This window comes from Nonomuraea rubra, from assembly GCF_014207985.1.
In the GTDB taxonomy this organism is placed as follows: Bacteria; Actinomycetota; Actinomycetes; order Streptosporangiales; family Streptosporangiaceae; genus Nonomuraea; species Nonomuraea rubra.
On record NZ_JACHMI010000001.1, the window covers coordinates 9,609,557 to 9,623,964 of the forward strand.

General features: G+C 72.9%; 14 protein-coding genes. 5 read left to right on the forward strand and 9 right to left on the reverse strand.

The annotated features are described in order from the left end of the window. Positions 1–125: 125 nt before the first annotated feature. From HD593_RS43745 to HD593_RS43755, 3 genes are all read right to left on the reverse strand, one after another. Positions 126–1,076, reverse strand: coding sequence for an ARPP-1 family domain-containing protein (locus HD593_RS43745; RefSeq protein ID WP_185108603.1), 951 nt, complete (start codon positions 1,074–1,076; stop codon positions 126–128). Further along, positions 1,076–2,425 (reverse strand): vWA domain-containing protein, encoded by a 1,350-nt coding sequence (locus tag HD593_RS43750; RefSeq protein ID WP_185108605.1) that lies wholly within the window; start codon positions 2,423–2,425, stop codon positions 1,076–1,078. The genes HD593_RS43745 and HD593_RS43750 overlap by 1 nt, the downstream gene beginning before the upstream one ends. Before the next feature lie 95 nt (positions 2,426–2,520). Beyond that, positions 2,521–3,096 carry a TetR/AcrR family transcriptional regulator gene (locus tag HD593_RS43755; protein WP_185108607.1) on the reverse strand — a complete coding sequence of 192 codons (576 nt, stop codon included), beginning with the start codon at positions 3,094–3,096 and terminating at the stop codon, positions 2,521–2,523. A gap of 100 nt (positions 3,097–3,196) precedes the next feature. Between HD593_RS43755 and HD593_RS43760 the strand changes: the two genes are divergently transcribed. Then, positions 3,197–4,384: an MFS transporter gene (locus HD593_RS43760; RefSeq protein WP_185108609.1), complete on the forward strand. Its 1,188-nt coding sequence runs from the start codon at positions 3,197–3,199 to the stop codon at positions 4,382–4,384. 43 nt (positions 4,385–4,427) lie between these two features. Here the strand turns inward: HD593_RS43760 and HD593_RS43765 are convergent, their stop codons facing one another. The 4 genes from HD593_RS43765 to HD593_RS43775 all read right to left on the reverse strand — a co-directional run bounded on the left by HD593_RS43765 (position 4,428) and on the right by HD593_RS43775 (position 6,821). Next, entirely contained in the window at positions 4,428–5,621 is a 1,194-nt protein-coding gene (locus HD593_RS43765) for an endonuclease/exonuclease/phosphatase family protein (RefSeq protein WP_185108611.1), read from the reverse strand. Positions 5,622–5,705: 84 nt separating this feature from the next. After that, a complete protein-coding gene (locus HD593_RS43770; protein WP_185108613.1) occupies positions 5,706–5,945 on the reverse strand; it encodes an NADPH-dependent FMN reductase in 240 nt (79 codons plus the stop codon). Beyond that, a complete protein-coding gene (locus tag HD593_RS63915) occupies positions 5,942–6,076 on the reverse strand; it encodes a hypothetical protein (protein ID WP_281402506.1) in 135 nt (44 codons plus the stop codon). The genes HD593_RS43770 and HD593_RS63915 overlap by 4 nt, the downstream gene beginning before the upstream one ends. 1 nt (position 6,077) lies before the next feature. Then, positions 6,078–6,821 (reverse strand): ABC transporter ATP-binding protein, encoded by a 744-nt coding sequence (locus tag HD593_RS43775; protein WP_185108615.1) that lies wholly within the window; start codon positions 6,819–6,821, stop codon positions 6,078–6,080. Positions 6,822–6,936: 115 nt separating this feature from the next. On the opposite strand from HD593_RS43775, the gene HD593_RS43780 reads away from it, so the two are divergent. Then, complete coding sequence (locus HD593_RS43780; protein ID WP_185108617.1) at positions 6,937–7,266, forward strand: putative quinol monooxygenase; 330 nt, start codon at positions 6,937–6,939, stop codon at positions 7,264–7,266. Positions 7,267–7,276: 10 nt separating this feature from the next. Here HD593_RS43780 and HD593_RS43785 read toward each other — a convergent pair whose 3' ends face one another. Further along, complete coding sequence (locus HD593_RS43785; protein WP_185108619.1) at positions 7,277–10,162, reverse strand: beta-galactosidase; 2,886 nt, start codon at positions 10,160–10,162, stop codon at positions 7,277–7,279. Positions 10,163–10,231: 69 nt separating this feature from the next. Beyond that, positions 10,232–11,251, reverse strand: coding sequence for a BtrH N-terminal domain-containing protein (locus tag HD593_RS43790; protein ID WP_185108621.1), 1,020 nt, complete (start codon positions 11,249–11,251; stop codon positions 10,232–10,234). 339 nt (positions 11,252–11,590) lie between these two features. On the opposite strand from HD593_RS43790, the gene HD593_RS43795 reads away from it, so the two are divergent. Genes HD593_RS43795 through HD593_RS43805 form a run of 3 tightly spaced genes read left to right on the forward strand, consistent with a single transcriptional unit; the run spans position 11,591 to position 14,390 of the window. Next, the gene (locus tag HD593_RS43795) at positions 11,591–12,808 is read left to right on the forward strand and encodes an ROK family transcriptional regulator (protein WP_185108623.1); all 1,218 of its coding nucleotides are present in this window, start codon (positions 11,591–11,593) and stop codon (positions 12,806–12,808) included. Continuing rightward, a complete protein-coding gene (locus HD593_RS43800) occupies positions 12,805–13,614 on the forward strand; it encodes an ABC transporter permease (protein ID WP_185108625.1) in 810 nt (269 codons plus the stop codon). Before HD593_RS43795 ends, HD593_RS43800 begins: the two co-directional genes overlap by 4 nt. Beyond that, the gene (locus HD593_RS43805) at positions 13,611–14,390 is read left to right on the forward strand and encodes an ABC transporter ATP-binding protein (RefSeq protein ID WP_185108627.1); all 780 of its coding nucleotides are present in this window, start codon (positions 13,611–13,613) and stop codon (positions 14,388–14,390) included. Before HD593_RS43800 ends, HD593_RS43805 begins: the two co-directional genes overlap by 4 nt. Positions 14,391–14,408: the final 18 nt, after the last annotated feature.

Below are 14,408 nucleotides of genomic sequence, written 5' to 3' on the forward strand. Positions count from 1 at the left end.
CGACGAACCAGAAGAGTCGTCATCAGCGACCATCCCTTATCTGGAATGAGGGTGTCGTCCGCCGCGCCCGGCGCAGTTCCCGCACTGATCATTCAACCGCCGCCCCGGCCGGGCCGCAACGGCTTTTATCGGTCGGCGAAGACGGAGGCGTAGACGGGCCGCCCGTGCTCGGTGACCACCTGCCCCGCCAGCCCGTCGCCGGTGAGCGTGGACAGCCGCAGGTCGAGGTAGCGCTCCTCCTCGACCAGCCGCACCTCGCCGCCTGGCGCGGGCAGCCAGGAGGCCACCTCGGCCAGCCGTGCCGCCCGGTCGCGCGCCAGCTCGGCACGCAGCTCCTCCAGGCTCCCCGCCTCGTACGGCTCCGCCACCGCCCGCTCCGGCTCGGCCTGCCAGGCGGCCACGCCGTACGCGAAGCAGACCAGCGCCATCCACATCTCGGCGAAGTACGCCGGGTCGGGCGCCAGCTCCAGCCCCGCGAACCGCTCACCGACGAAGAACAGCGCCCCGAGCTGCCCCGGCATCAGCTCCAGCCGGCTCTGGAACTGCGTCAGCACCGCCCGCTTGCGCGACAGGATCTGCTCCAGGTGCCCCCGGGACGGCAGCCCGTACGCGCGGTTGAGCTCGCTGATGTCCGGCCAGAGCTTGGCGTAGTCGTGGCGGCCGCGCAGCCGCATGGCCCTGGCCCGCAGCTCCAGCGGCAGCACGAAGAACCACTGGTCGCGCCCCTCCAGGTAGCCGCCCTGGCCCGCCTGCACGCAGCAGGCGTCGTCGAAGCGCCTGGTCTGCCCGGCGCCCAGCAGCGCCGAGGAGCACAGGGCGTGGTTCTGGGCGGCGTCCTGGATGTAGCCGAGGTGCAGCGGCACGATGGCCACGCCCTCGCGGGCGCCGTTGGCCAGCTCCACCTGCCCGTAGCCGACGACCCGCTTGAGCTTCAGCCCGGAGCGGGGCGGCACGATGCCGGGGCGGACGGGGCCGTGGACGGGCACCATGGTCAGCGCTCCCGCGCGCTGCGGGGTGCCCGCCCGGTAGCCGCCCAGGTCGAGCGGCGCGGGCAGGATCGTGGTCAGGCTGTTCATCACCGTCCTCCTTCCAGCCTGGTCAGCATCGTCGTACGGATCCACTCGGCACCCTCTCCGACGTGGGCGAACACCCACGGCAGCAGCGCGGCGAAGTCGTCCTGGTGCCAGAACGGCCGGCGCGGCAGCTCCGGCGCCGGGTCGCGCAGGGTCAGGTCGTCGCCCCGGGTGAAGGCCGCCTGGCACAGCACCACCGGCGTCGTGACCCCGGCGCGCGGCAGCGTGGCCGCCACCCTCGCCAGGTCGCCCGGCAGGTGGTTCTCGTAGCCGTCGGTGACGATCACCACCAGCTCGGGGCCCGTGCCGAGCGCGTCGAGCAGGGCGCCCGCCAGGTCGGCCGAGCCCGCGGGGGCCTGCGCCGTGCCGCCGGTCTCGACGACCGTGAGCCGCTCGCAGACCTCGGACAGCACCAGCCGCAGCGCCATGGCCTGCGACATGACCGCCCACTCGCGGTCGCCGTACCCGCGCATGGAGCCGGAGGTGTCCAGCACCAGTGCCACGTTCGCGGCCAGGCGCGGCAGCCCGCGCGTCGCCTGCGCCACGTACCCCGCCAGGGCGGGACGCAGCTCGGCGGCCGGTCCGCCCCGGTACAGGTGCACCAGCGTCGCGGCGATGTCGCCCCGGTTGGTGGAGGTGACGATCGGCGGCTGCTCGGTGACCGGGTCGAGCGGCGCCGGCGGCTCCTGCGGGGCGGGCGCGCCGTACGTGCCGGGGCCGTAGAGCGCCCGCAGCCGCACGATCGCCGCCGCCGGGTCCGCGGTGAACCGCAGCAGGCTCCTGCGCAGGTACGCCGAGCCGGCGTCTCTCCCTGCCTGCCGGTCACCGTCGCCCCCTGCGACCGGCCGGGCTGGGTCGCCCCCGCCTTCCTCGGTGACCAGCCGGGCGCAGGCGCGCGCGGTCGCCTTGCCGAGCGCGTGCTCGAAGCAGTCGATCAGGGCCGGGCGACGGGCCTCGATGAGCGCGTCGGCGTCCGGGTGCTCCAGCACGAAGGTGACGATCGCCCTGGTCGTGTGCTTGTGGTTGGCGCGCAGCCGGCGCAGCGCGAGCAGCGCCGTGATGGCGTACGCGGGCGGCAGGCCGAACATGAGCGCCCTGGTCACCTTGGTCAGGGGGGCCCGGGTGGCCTCGCCGAGCCCGTCCCGGGAGGCGGCGAGCGTCTCCAGGAGCACCCGGGCGCGCTGCCACGGGAGCGCACCGGGCACCAGCGCGAGCAGCGCGTATCCCTCGGGGTCGCTCAGCCGGGCGTTCCGGTGGAGCTCCGCGTCGTCCCAGACCGGCTCGCCGCCCCTGGAGAGCTCCAGCGGGACGTCATGAGTCCGGAAATGCGTGAGAAGAGTTGGGGTGTCCACGAAATTCGAGTTTAGGAATGACCCCGCGGAAATGACACCGATTTTTCGCCGGATTACCGGCTCGGCGCATTTCCCTTTCTCCTGTCAAATGCATTTCACGGGGCGGCGAGCATCCGAATGGCGTAGTCGATGGTGGCGGCCAGGCGTTCCGGGTGGTGACCGGCGCGTTCGCGTACGCGCAGGCCGAGCACGGTGGTGAAGAGCAGGTCCACGGCGGCGTCGAGGTCGAGGCCGGCCGGCAGCTCGCCGGTGCGGCAGCCGCGGCGCAGCAACGATTCGAGGGCCTTCCTGGTGACCTCGAACGCCGCCTCGGTCCGCCGCCGCACGTCCGGGTCGGCGGCGCCGAGCTCGGTGGCGGTGTTGACCACCAGGCAGCCGCGGCCGGTCTCCTCGCCGACCATGCAGGTCAGCCAGTCGCGCAGCACCTCGCGAACCGGACCTGGCCGCTCCAGCAGCTCCTCCGCCTGGGACGACTCGGTGGCCCGGTAGTGGTCGAGAGCCCGCAGGAACAGCCCGCGCTTGTCGTGGAAGGCACGGTAGAGGCTGCTCTGCTTGAGCTCCAGCTCGGCACCCAGCTCGCGGACGCCGGTCGCGGTGTAGCCGCGCCGCCAGAACAGCTCGGTCGCCCTCGCCACCACGTCCTGCTCGTCGAACTCTCTCGGTCGTGCCATGCCGGCAGCCTACCCCAGTTGTGGAGCGACCGCTCCCATACTAGGGTGAGCCGCCATACGGGAGCGATCGCTCCACAATTATGGATCCTGAGGAGATCTCGTGACGACGACTTCCGCGGCGGAGCCGGACGCGCCCGCGAGGAGCCACTGGGCGGCGGTGGCCACGGTGACCGTGGCGACGTTCCTGGTGGTGACGGCCGAGCAACTGCCGATCGGGCTGCTGACGTCCGTCGGCTCCGCGCTGTCGGTGTCGGAGGGCACCGCCGGGCTGATGGTGACGCTGCCCAGCCTGGTCGCGGCGGTCGCGGCGCCGGTGGTGCCCGTGCTGGCCGGGCGGCTGGACCGCCGGCTGCTGCTGATCGGGCTGGTCGCGCTGACCGCGCTCGCTGGGCTGGCCTCCGCGCTGGCGCCGACGTACCCGCTGCTGCTCGCCGCCCGCGCGGTGGTCGGCGTGGCGATCGGCGGGTTCTGGGCCGTCGCCGGCGGGCTGGCCGTCCGGCTGGTCCCGCCGGCGCACGTGGCGCGGGCCACGGCGGTCATCTTCGGCGGCGTCGGGGCCGCGAACGTGTTCGGCGTCCCGATCGGCGCCGTGATCGGCGAGCTCGCGGGCTGGCGGGTGGCGTTCGGCGCGCTCGGCGGGCTGGGGCTCGTCGCGCTCCTCGCCCTGCTCGCGGTCCTGCCTCCCCTGACGGCCGCGCAGCCGGTCGGGCTGCGGCACCTCGCCGAGCAGCTGCGCAATCCTGGGGTGCGGGCCGGGGTGGTGGCGACGTTCCTCGTCGTGCTCGGCCACTTCGCCGCCTACACCTACGTTAGCCCGGTGCTGCAGGACCTGTCGGGCATCGGCGCGCAGCTCGTCGGCCCGCTGCTGTTCGGCTTCGGGCTGGCGGGGATCGCGGGCAACTTCGTGGCCGGCGCCGCGGTGGCGCGCCGGCCGCATCGGACGGTGCTCGTCATCGTCACCGCCCTGGCGCTGACCGTGCTGCTCTACCCGCTGGCGGGCAACGGGCCCGTCGGGGGGATCGTGCTGCTGGCCGTGTGGGGGCTGGCGTTCGGCGGGGTCTCGGTGAGCCTGCAGACCTGGATGATCAAGGCGGCGCCGCGGGCGGTGGAGGCGGCCTCCGCGTTGTGGGTGGCGGTGTTCAACCTCGCGATCGGGCTCGGCTCGCTGGTCGGGGGCGTGATCGTGAACGCCGTCACGCTCCGGGGCGACCTGTGGGCGGCGGGCGGCCTGCTCGCGCTGGCCGGGGTCGCGGTGTGGAGCGCCCGCCGCATCCCCGGCCTGCGGTGAGGCGTGAAGCGCCCGCCGGATCCCCGGCCTGTGCGATCGTTGGTCAGGGCGTCTTGACGTCCAGCCAGACCAGGCGGTGGTCGGAGCTCGGGAACGGGAAGACGCCGGTCAGCCGCGACAGCGGGTCGGCCGCCGGAGGCCAGAACACGCCGCCCCCCACGGTCCGGAGCCGCCTGGCCGGCAGCACGTAGTCGGCGCGCAGGTTGCCGGGTGCGGTGTCGGCGAAGTCGGCCGTGTCGTACTTGGGGTCGCCGGTGTGCGTGGTGTTCACGCCACCTTGCAGCGCCGCTGCCTCGGCCGCGCCCGCGCTCGACGGGGCGCTCCCGCCGTCGATCCTCGGGTGGTCGAGGAGCTGGTGGATGGCGTCCTGGTAGCTGTCGCCGTCCTCTGGGTCGGCGTTCTGGTCACCGGCGATCACGAACGCGGCCCCGGGGTCGAGCCCGCCGCGCCTGCCCCGGTCGTCGTAGAGGTAGCCGCCCCCGCCCGGCCGGGTGTAGTCGGCCCACAGCCTGATCTCGTCGTGGTTGCGGCGGCCGTTGCGGTCCTCCGCGCCGTCGAACGTGGGCGGCGTCGGGTGGCTGACCAGGAAGTGCACGGTACGGTGCCCGACCCGTACGGGCAGGTCCCAGTGGCTCTTGGAGGACAGGCGCAGCACCCGCTGCTCCTCGGCCGAGTACCAGCCGCCGGGCATCGCGTTCCCCGGCATGTCCTTCCACAGGAAGTTCTGGAACGTGCGCACCCCGCGCAGGTCGATCGGGTACTTCGAGTAGACGACCATGCCGTACTGGCCGGGGAAGGCGCCGAACCCGAGCGCGTCGTCCCCGTAGCCGGCCGCGCCGGGCGTGCTCACCACGGCGCCGTCGTTGTTGAGGTCGAAGCCCGAGGGGAGGCCGGTGTTGCTGGGGGCGGTGTAGCGGTACCGGTAGCCGATCGGCCGCGCGCCGCCCTGGCCGACCGACAGGTAGTTGTCCTGGAAGAGGCGGGCGGCCCGGCCCTCGGCGTCGTAGTCGAACTCGTTGATGAGCAGCACGTCCGGGCGGTTGCGCTGGACGATCTCGGCGATGACCCTGGCCTGGGTGTTGCCCGGGGTGGACAGGTCGCTCACCAGCTGCCCCTCGGCGGCCCGGTTGAGCGAGGCGTTGAAGGTGGCGAACCTGACCCGGCTCGTGGCGCCGGCCGGCAGCGGGGTGAGGATCGCCGCCGCCACCACGGCGGCCACGGCAAAGCGGAAGAACATCGCGTCTCCCCTCGGATGGGACCTGGGCCGGATCATGGCACCTCCGAGGGGCGGCGCACCACTACATCCGGGTGAAGTTCTCCCTCAGCTGCAGGTGGGGCTGGCCACCACCAGCACGCTCGCCTCCGCGACCAGCTCCAGCGCCACCTCCACACCGGCGGACGCGCCGGGCGCGAGCAGGTGCGGGCCGAGCGCCGCCAGATCCACCACCTCGTACGGCTCTCCCCCGTCCAGCCGCCGCCCGATCGCGCGTGCCGCCTCGACGGCCACGGTCAGCGTTCTGGAGCCCTCGCGCGGGTTGCCCACCAGCGCGACGACGCTCATCGGGCCATTCCCAGCTCGCCGCGCATCCAGCGCTCCCGTGTCCGCTCGTCCGGCACCCAGTCCTCCTCCGCCTCGTCATCGGGCAGGTCGTACCAGTGGATGTCACCTTCGTACTCGCGCAGCCCAGCCATCTCAGGCCGCCACCTTCCGTCCCCTCGCCACCGCGATCTCCTCGCGCAGCAGCCGTCCCACGTGCCTGCGTGCACTCCCCGCGGGAGAGCCCGCGTCCACGACTTCCCTGATCCGCCCCGGCCCCGAGGTCATCACGGCAACCCGCCGCCCCACCCGGACGGCCTCCTCGACGTCGTGCGTGACGAGGAGGACGGTCTTGCCGGTGCGTTCCCAGACTCGTACGAGCTCATCCCCCACCCATTCGCGCGTCCCCCGGCCGAGCCCCGCGAACGGCTCGTCCAGCAGCAGCACCCCGGGCTCGAAGGCGAGGCTGCGGGCCAGCGCGACGAGCTCCCGCCTGCCGCCGGACAGCTCGTGCGGGTAACACTCCTCGTACCCCGACATCCCCACGATGGACAGCAGCTCACGCGCCCGCTCCCGCCTGTCCCCCGGCCCGCCCTCCAGCCCGAACTCCACGTTGCCGAGCGCGGTGCGCCACGGGAACAGGGTGTACTGCTGGACGGCCACGCCCCGCGCCGGAGCGCTGGCAGGGGCGCCGCCGATGCGGATCTCACCGCCGGTCGGCACGGTGAGGCCGGCGATGAGGGCGAACAGCGTGGACTTGCCGCAGCCGCTGGGGCCGACGAGCGCGAGCAGCTCGCCCGCGCGCACGTCGAGGTCCAGGCCGGACAGCGCGGTGAACGGCTCGTCGCCGTGGAACGTCTTGCTCACGTTCCTGATGCTGAGATGCGGGCCCTGGCTCATGCGTACGAAGGTACGAGCCCTCCCCACTCAAAGTCAACATTTCCTACATGATTACTAGAGAATTGGCCGATAGTCTCGTCTCGTAGTGCCGCCGACCAGCCAAGGAGCGTTTCAGATGATCTTCATCACCGCGAAGTTCCGGGTCCTGCCCGAGCACGCCGACCGCTTCCCGGAGATCACCGCCGCCTTCACCGCCGCCACCCGCGCCGAGCCGGGCTGCCTCTGGTTCGACTGGTCGCGCAGCCTCGACGACCCGAACGAGTACGTCCTGGTCGAGGCGTTCAGGGACGGCGAGGCGGGCGCGGCCCACGTGCAGTCGGCCCACTTCAAGCAGGCCCAGCAGGAGCTGCCGCCCCACCTCGCCGAGACGCCCCGCATCGTCAACACGACCATCGACCAGGACGACTGGTCCGAGCTGGGCGAGATGGCCGTGCCGAAGGGCTGACCCGCCAGGCTCAGGGCCCGCCGCGCACGTTGCCGTAGGCGAACAGGCTGAGCGGGCCCGGCCCGGCCACCGGCCGCTCGGCGGTCACGGCCAGGGCCAGGGTGTTGTTCCCGTGCTCGTCCAGCAGGCCGGCCGGGAGCGAGAACTCGCGCTGGGGGCCGATGTCGGCGCCGTACTGGCCGACGTTCCAGCCGTTCAGGAAGATCAGCACCCGGTACTCGGGCGACGGGTCGCCGCCGAAGCGCAGGCCGACCGGGACGTCCTGGCCCTTGGGCAGGTCCAGCTCGAACGAGGTGCGGTACCAGGTGACGCCCGGCGTCAGCGGGGTGGCAGGGGCGGTCTCCTTCCACGATCTGTCCTGATATCTCGGTAGATGCCAGCCGGTGCGCTCGCCGTACAGGCCGCCGGTGCTGAGCGGGCCGCGTACCCGGTCCACCCCGGCGGCGCCCTGAATCCTCCAGGCGATCGGGGTGCCGCCGACGGACGCGGCGACCAGGCCGCGTGGCTGCTTGAAGCGCAGGTCGTCGGCGATCCAGTCGTCGTTGTGGCCCATGTTGGCGACGAGGACGGCGAGCACGTTGTCCGCGCCCGGCTTGAGCAGGCCGGTGGGGATGTCGAAGTGGCCGGGGCCCGGGTCGGGGTTCGGCGGGGTCGACTGGTCGCCCGAGTCCGCCTGCACGCCGCCGGCCGCCGAGCCGAGGTAGCGGCCGTTCAGCCAGACGAGGTAGTTGCCGCGCAGGCCGGTGATCGCGTTCAGGTCGATCCTGGTCTCGGTGCCAGTGGCCGTGAAGTGGCCGCGGTACCAGACGTTGCCGTAGTGGAAGCCGTAGTCGTCGGCGTACAGGACGGGCAGGGTCCTGGGCGGGTGGGGGCTGGTCGTGGTGGTGTGGTCGGCGGCCGTCCAGCGGGAGTCGTCGAAGCCTGGCGCGGCCTCGGGGGCCTCGGCGCGGGCGCGCCAGCCGGTCAGCTCGGGCAGCTTCGCGGCGGCCGGGGCCCGGGTGACGCCGAGAAGGGAACCACTCGCCGTGCGGGTGACCCGCACCTCGTCGTGAGCCGCGCCCTGGCTCGCCGCCGCGCCGCCTCGGCCTATCTCGGCGCGCGGGCCGACCTCAACACGCCTGGCCGGCGGTGGGGCGAAGACCTCCACCTCTCCCGCCACCGTGTCCGCCGCCAGCCGGACCACGTCGCCCCGCAGCGTGGCCGAGCGGACCAGCTCCGTGCCGCGTACCAGCACCGGGCCCGCCGCCGTGGAGGCCCGCCAGAAGCGCGCCGCCTCCTCGTCCGTGCCGATCAGCAGCAGCATCGGCCGCCGCCCGCCGCCCGTGACCAGCACCCGCGCCAGCCCGTCGTGCGCGTAGTCGAGCCGCAGCTCACCCCCGCCGTACGCGGCCCGCACCGCCCCTTCGAGCACCTTGACCGACGGCTGCGAGGAGTACCGCAGCACCGTGGCCCCGGGCGAGCCGGCGGTGCCGTAGAGAACCGCCACGTCGCGCCCGCCGATGGCGGCGTGGGTCATGATCTCGGAGGTGGAGACGGCCAGCCGCTGCCCGCCCAGGTCGTACCCGGCGACCAGCACGTGCGCGTCCCGCCCCTTGACCTGGACCGGCACCTGGTACCGCCCGTCGGGGGCGGCCCAGTCGAGGGTGGCGGAGTCGGTGCCGGTGGCGGCCCTGTCGGCGTGCCGGACCAGGACGAACTGGGTGCCGGTGTCGGGATTCGCGCGGGCGACGGTGGTGAGGGCGGCGTTGCCCGAGGTGGCCGGCGAGGTGACGGCGTCGGTCTTGGCGAGCGGGGTGACCGCCTCCAGGAAGTACCCCTGGCGCTTGAACTCGTCGTACTTGGGCGTCAGCCGCCGGGCCTCGGTGATCGCGGCGCCGTAGTCGTAGGAGGTGTAGACGTCGTTGGGCTGGGCCAGCCAGCCCCAGTTCGTGCCGCCGTAGCCCATGTAGTACGAGAACATCGTGGCGCCGGTCTGGATGAGGTTGTTCTTGTAGAAGAACTTCATGAAGGCCGGCCCGGTGAGCTGGCGGCACCGGTCGTACCCGGCGTTGCCCACGTCGATGGCCCCGGCCTGGTACTCGGCGGCGAAGACGGGGATGTCGTCGCGCAGCTTCTCGGTCAGGCCCTCGCCCCAGGGCCCCCACAGCTCCGGGTTGGCGCACTCGAAGGACTGCGGGTAGTCGTCCACGCCGGGGATCTGCACGGCGCCGGGCCCGGTCGCCCAGGTCGAGCTCCAGCTCCCGGCGTCACAGCAGTCGTTGGTGGTGATCGGCACGGTGATGCCGTCGGCCCTGGCCTGGTCCTGGATGTCCTGCATGTAGGCGGCGTCGGTGTTGACCTGGTACTCGTTCTCGGCGTTGTAGAGGATCACCGGGCCGCCGTTCGTGACCTGGTGGCGGGCGATGATCGGGTTGATCCGGTGCAGCCACTCGCGGTAGGCCTCCCGGTAGCCGGGCTCGAAGCTGCGGCCCCGGCCCGGCACCGTCTTCAGCCAGGCCGGGAAGCCGCCGCCGGTGCTCTCGGCGTTGATGTACGGCCCCGGCCGCGCGATCACGTACAGGCCGGCCTCGCGGGCGGTGCGCAGCAACCGGTCCACGTCGCGCACGCCGCCGAAGTCGTACACGCCGGGCGCCGGCGAGTGGTAGGCCCAGGAGAAGTAGAGCGAGACGGCGTTGAACCCGGCCGCCCTGAACTTCTCCAGCACGTCCCGCCACAACTCCTGGCTGGGCAGCCGGAAGTAGTGGAACTCGGCCGACTGGAGCACGATCCGGCGCCCGTCCACCATCAGCGAGTACTGGTCGTAGGTGACCTCGCGCGCGGTGCCCGCCCGCGCGGGCGCGGTGAGGGTCGCGCAGGTCAGGAGCAGGGCCAGGAGCACCGAGAGCAAGCGCCTCATGGTCGCCTTCCAGGGGGTGGGCTCGGAACGGCACGCGCCTCCTTAATTTGGCGACCATCCAAACAAAAGTCAATCAATCCCGGCGAGTGCCCCGGCCGCCCGTTCCTCCAGCCGTACGGCCTCCCCGGCGAGCCCGGCCACCTCCGCCAGCGGCTCCCGCGCGGACGCCGCGACGGCCACCCGCGACCACTGCCGGCCGCACTCGCGGTAGAGCGCCGCCACCTCGGCGTGCCCGGCCTCGGCCAGGAAGTCGGCGTAGAGCGGCCTGGTGGCGCCGGGCGCGGTGTAGTCGACCTCCAGGCACTCGGCCAGCCGGTCGAGCGCCGGCCCGAGGTCGGCGAACCTGCGGGTCCAGCCCTGCTTGCCGGTGGTGTCGGCGAGCTGGGCGGCCAGCTTGCGCATGCCCGACAGCCCGAAGTTGACGTCGAAGTTGTTGCCCAGCACCGGCCCGGTCAGCTTGGCGGCGGTGTCCTTGATCGCCCCGCGCACGTCGGGCTCGCCGCCGGCGGGGCCGGTGACCTCGATGAGCAGGTGCCTGGCCTTGGGGATGGCCGACCAGGCAGCCATGAAGCCGGCCAGCGGCAGCTCGCCGGGGCCGTCGTCGCGCACGCGTACGGTATCGCCGGACAGGCCCGTCACGGCCACGTCCACGGGGTCGGGGAACGGCAGCGCCTCCCGCCAGGGCAGCAAGTGGCGGCCGACCCTGCAGATCGGGGTGCGCCCCGCGTCGAGCGCGGCCCGCAGGTTGCGCTCGGCGACCCTGGGCGAGCCCGTCCGCCGGATCTCGTGCGGGACGCCGGCCCGGGCGAGCGCGAGCGGGATCATCGGCTCGGGATGCGCCTGGGCGACGATGGTCAGCATGGGCGGGTGGCCCGCGTACTCGAAGACGAAGTACATGAACCCGATGCCGCCACCCAGCCCGAGCAGCATGGCCTCGGACAGTCCGCCGCCCAGCACGTCGCGCAGCAGCGCCGACTCGTGGTGGCGGCGGGCGCGGCCCGCGACGTGGCGCAGCGCGGTCGTGTAGGACTCGCCGGTCCTGGCCATGCGCTCGCGCACGCGGCGCTTGAGGTGCTTGTGATCGGTCATGGCGGTGCTCCCTGAGGCGGCCTCGCGCGCCGGACCCACGCTCCCGCACGCACGGCTCGCCGCATGAGGAAGAACCGGCACGATCGACTCGCCGCCCCGAGGACATCGATCCCCTCTGCCTCCGCGTCGCCGCACGGCGTGGGTGTGCGGTCAGGAGGTCGGGCGCGGGACGGCGCCGGTCACCGCAGCCTACTACCAGCACCCCGTTACGCGAACGTTACGAGTGGCACGAATCCCCGCGAGCGCCTATTCTCGCAGCTCACAGAGCTGATATCGGGACGGGTACGTTTTTTTCCGGGTTATTGACGAAAAACACCGGGCGTCGGCAGACTCTGCGTCATGTCACAACCCCGTGGCCCCCTGTCACAACTCCGGCGCGGGCACGAAGAGCTCGTGCTGGGCCTGCTGCGCAAGCACGGCCCGCTCAGCCGGGGCGAGCTGGGCAAGCGTTGCGGGTTGTCCCGTACGACCCTCTACGACATCCTCGCCGAGCTCGTCGCCTCCGGCGCCGTGGTCACCGCCACCTCCCAGGAGGCGCCGCGCGGCCGCGGCAGGCCGGCCGAGACGCTGACCCTCAACCCCGACGCCGGCCAGGCCATCGGCATCGACTTCGCCCGCCGCGCGCTGCACGTCGCGGCCGTCAACCTGGCGCACGAGGTCGTCGGCTCGGCCAGCGAGCCGCACGACGCCGACCTGCCGTGGGAGGAGCGGGTCGAGCTGGCCGCGCGGCTCGTCGGCTCGCTCACCGGCAGCGGCGCCGGCGCGCTGCGGCTGGGCGCCCTCGACGCGATCGGCGTCGGCGTGGTCGGTGTCGTGGGGTCGCAGGCGGCGGAGGAGGACCCGACCGTGCCGCACCCCGCGCAGGTGCTGCTGCGCGAGCGGTTCGGCGTCCCCGTGCTGCTGGACAACAACACCCGCCTGGCCGCGCTGGGCGAGGCCATCTGGGGCGCCGCCGCCGGCGGGCAGGACGTGCTGTACCTGCGCCTGTCCCACGGTGTCGGCGGCGGGCTGGTGGTCGGCGGGTCGCTGCACCGCGGCGCGTACGGGCTGTCCGGCGAGTTCGGCCACATCACGGTCGAGCCGGGCGGCGCCCCCTGCGACTGCGGCGGCACCGGCTGCCTGGAGACCGTCGCCTCGATAAGAGCCGTGCTGGACGCCTTCCGCGCCGCGGGCGGCCGGGCCGCGGACGTACCGGAGCTGGTCAAGGCCGTCCGGGCGGGCGACCAGGCCGCGCTCACCCTGCTGAGCGGCGTCGGCGCCAGGATCGGCGAGGTGCTGGCGGCCCTGTGCAACGCCATCGGCCCGAGCGTGATCGTGATCGGCGGCGAGCTGGCCGAGACCGGCGCCGCGCTGGTCGAGCCGGTCGAGCGGGCCCTGCACGACCACGTCATGCCGGTCTCCCGGCACCGGGTGAGCCTGCGCCGCGCCACGCTCGGCGAGGTCGCGGGCGCCCTCGGCGGCATCGCCCTGGTGCTGCACGAATCCCCCCTGCTTTCCCGCTATCCGGGCGGCCCGGATCTCGCGGAGGACCCGATCCCCGACAAGGAGTCTCGATGACCGAGCTCACCGCGCTGGGCAAGTCGCCGGCGGCGCAGCCCGCCCGGCGCGCCCCCAGGCGCTCGCAGCGCGCCATCGCTCTCAACCTGGTCGCCGTCGTCATCGGCCTGGTCGTGTGGACGTTGCTGGCCACCCTCGGCGTGCAGGGCCTGCCGGGCCCGCTCGAGGTGGCCGCCAAGGCGGGCGAGCTGATCGCCGACGGCACCCTGTTCACCGACGCGCTGGCCAGCCTGCGCAGGGTGCTCCTCGGCTTCCTGCTCGGCACGCTGCTGGCCATCCCGGTCGGCTTCCTGATGGGCTGGTACGCCACCGCGCGCGGCCTGCTGGAGCCGTACGTGCAGTTCTTCCGCACGATCCCGCCGCTGGCCATCATCCCGCTGGCCATCGTGCTCATGGGCATCGGTGAGGTGCCGAAGGTCTTCGTGATCTTCCTGGCGGCGTTCCTGTCCAGCGTCGTCTCGACGTTCCAGGGCGTCGTGGACGTGGACAAGACCCTGATCAACGCCGCCCGCGTGCTCGGCGCGTCCGACGGCACCATCTTCCTCAAGGTCGTCGTGCCGGCCTCGACGCCGTTCATCCTGGTCGGCATGCGGGTCGGGCTCGGCTCGGCCTGGGGCACGCTGGTCGCCGCCGAGCTGATCGCCGCCCAGGAGGGCCTGGGCTTCCGGATGCAGCAGGCCCAGCTCTACTACGACCTGTCCACGATCTTCGTGGGCCTGATCGCCATCGGCGTGCTCGGCCTGCTGATGGACCGCCTGCTGCTGCTCGCCGAGCGCCGCCTCACCAACTGGCAGGAGCGCCGATGAACGCCAAGATCTCGTTCAGGGACATCGTCAAGACCTACCCGATGAAGGACGACACCTTCACCGCCCTGGACCACGTGTCGCTGGACATCGCCGACCGCGAGTTCGTCACCGTCGTGGGCCCCTCGGGCTGCGGCAAGAGCACGCTGATGAGCATGGCCGCCGGCCTGGTCGAGCCCACCTCGGGCGAGGTCCTGGTGGACGGCGCGCCGGTCAGCGGCCCCGGCCCCGACCGCGGCGTGATCTTCCAGCAGTACGCGCTGTTCCCCTGGCTGACCGTGCGCAAGAACGTCGAGTTCGGGCTCAAGCTCATGGAGCTGCCCGCCGAGGAGCGCAGGCAGCGGGCCCAGCGGGCGATCGAGCTGGTCGGCCTGTCCGACTTCGCCGACGCGCTGCCCAAGATGCTCTCCGGCGGCATGAAGCAGCGCTGCGCCATCGCCCGCGCGTACGCGGTCGACCCGCAGGTCCTGCTCATGGACGAGCCGTTCGGCGCGCTCGACGCGCTGACCCGGGTCCAGCTCCAGGACCAGCTCCTCGACACGTGGAGCAAGGACCAGCGCACGGTCATGTTCATCACGCACGACGTGGACGAGGCCGTCTACCTCGCCAGGCGCGTGATCGTGATGGCCGCCAGGCCCGGCCGCCTCCACAAGATCATCGACGTGGACCTGCCGTACCCGAGGACCGAGGAGATGCGGCTGTCGCCCGAGTTCGGGCGCATCCGCAACGAGGTCTGGCACGCCGTCTACCACCAGGCTCCGGCCGTACCCGCGGCCTAGCAACCAACCCCCCGGAAA

Bases quoted from the DNA above. Each gene is read 5' to 3' on its own strand.
- HD593_RS43745 (WP_185108603.1), bottom strand. From the start codon at position 1,076: ATGAACAGCCTGACCACGATCCTGCCCGCGCCGCTCGACCTGGGCGGC.
- HD593_RS43755 (WP_185108607.1), bottom strand. From the start codon at position 3,096: ATGGCACGACCGAGAGAGTTCGACGAGCAGGACGTGGTGGCGAGGGCG.
- HD593_RS43765 (WP_185108611.1), bottom strand. From the start codon at position 5,621: ATGTTCTTCCGCTTTGCCGTGGCCGCCGTGGTGGCGGCGGCGATCCTC.
- HD593_RS43770 (WP_185108613.1), bottom strand. From the start codon at position 5,945: ATGAGCGTCGTCGCGCTGGTGGGCAACCCGCGCGAGGGCTCCAGAACG.
- HD593_RS63915 (WP_281402506.1), bottom strand. From the start codon at position 6,076: ATGGCTGGGCTGCGCGAGTACGAAGGTGACATCCACTGGTACGACCTG.
- HD593_RS43775 (WP_185108615.1), bottom strand. From the start codon at position 6,821: ATGAGCCAGGGCCCGCATCTCAGCATCAGGAACGTGAGCAAGACGTTC.
- HD593_RS43780 (WP_185108617.1), top strand. From the start codon at position 6,937: ATGATCTTCATCACCGCGAAGTTCCGGGTCCTGCCCGAGCACGCCGAC.
- HD593_RS43785 (WP_185108619.1), bottom strand. From the start codon at position 10,162: ATGAGGCGCTTGCTCTCGGTGCTCCTGGCCCTGCTCCTGACCTGCGCG.
- HD593_RS43790 (WP_185108621.1), bottom strand. From the start codon at position 11,251: ATGACCGATCACAAGCACCTCAAGCGCCGCGTGCGCGAGCGCATGGCC.
- HD593_RS43795 (WP_185108623.1), top strand. From the start codon at position 11,591: ATGTCACAACCCCGTGGCCCCCTGTCACAACTCCGGCGCGGGCACGAA.
- HD593_RS43800 (WP_185108625.1), top strand. From the start codon at position 12,805: ATGACCGAGCTCACCGCGCTGGGCAAGTCGCCGGCGGCGCAGCCCGCC.
- HD593_RS43805 (WP_185108627.1), top strand. From the start codon at position 13,611: ATGAACGCCAAGATCTCGTTCAGGGACATCGTCAAGACCTACCCGATG.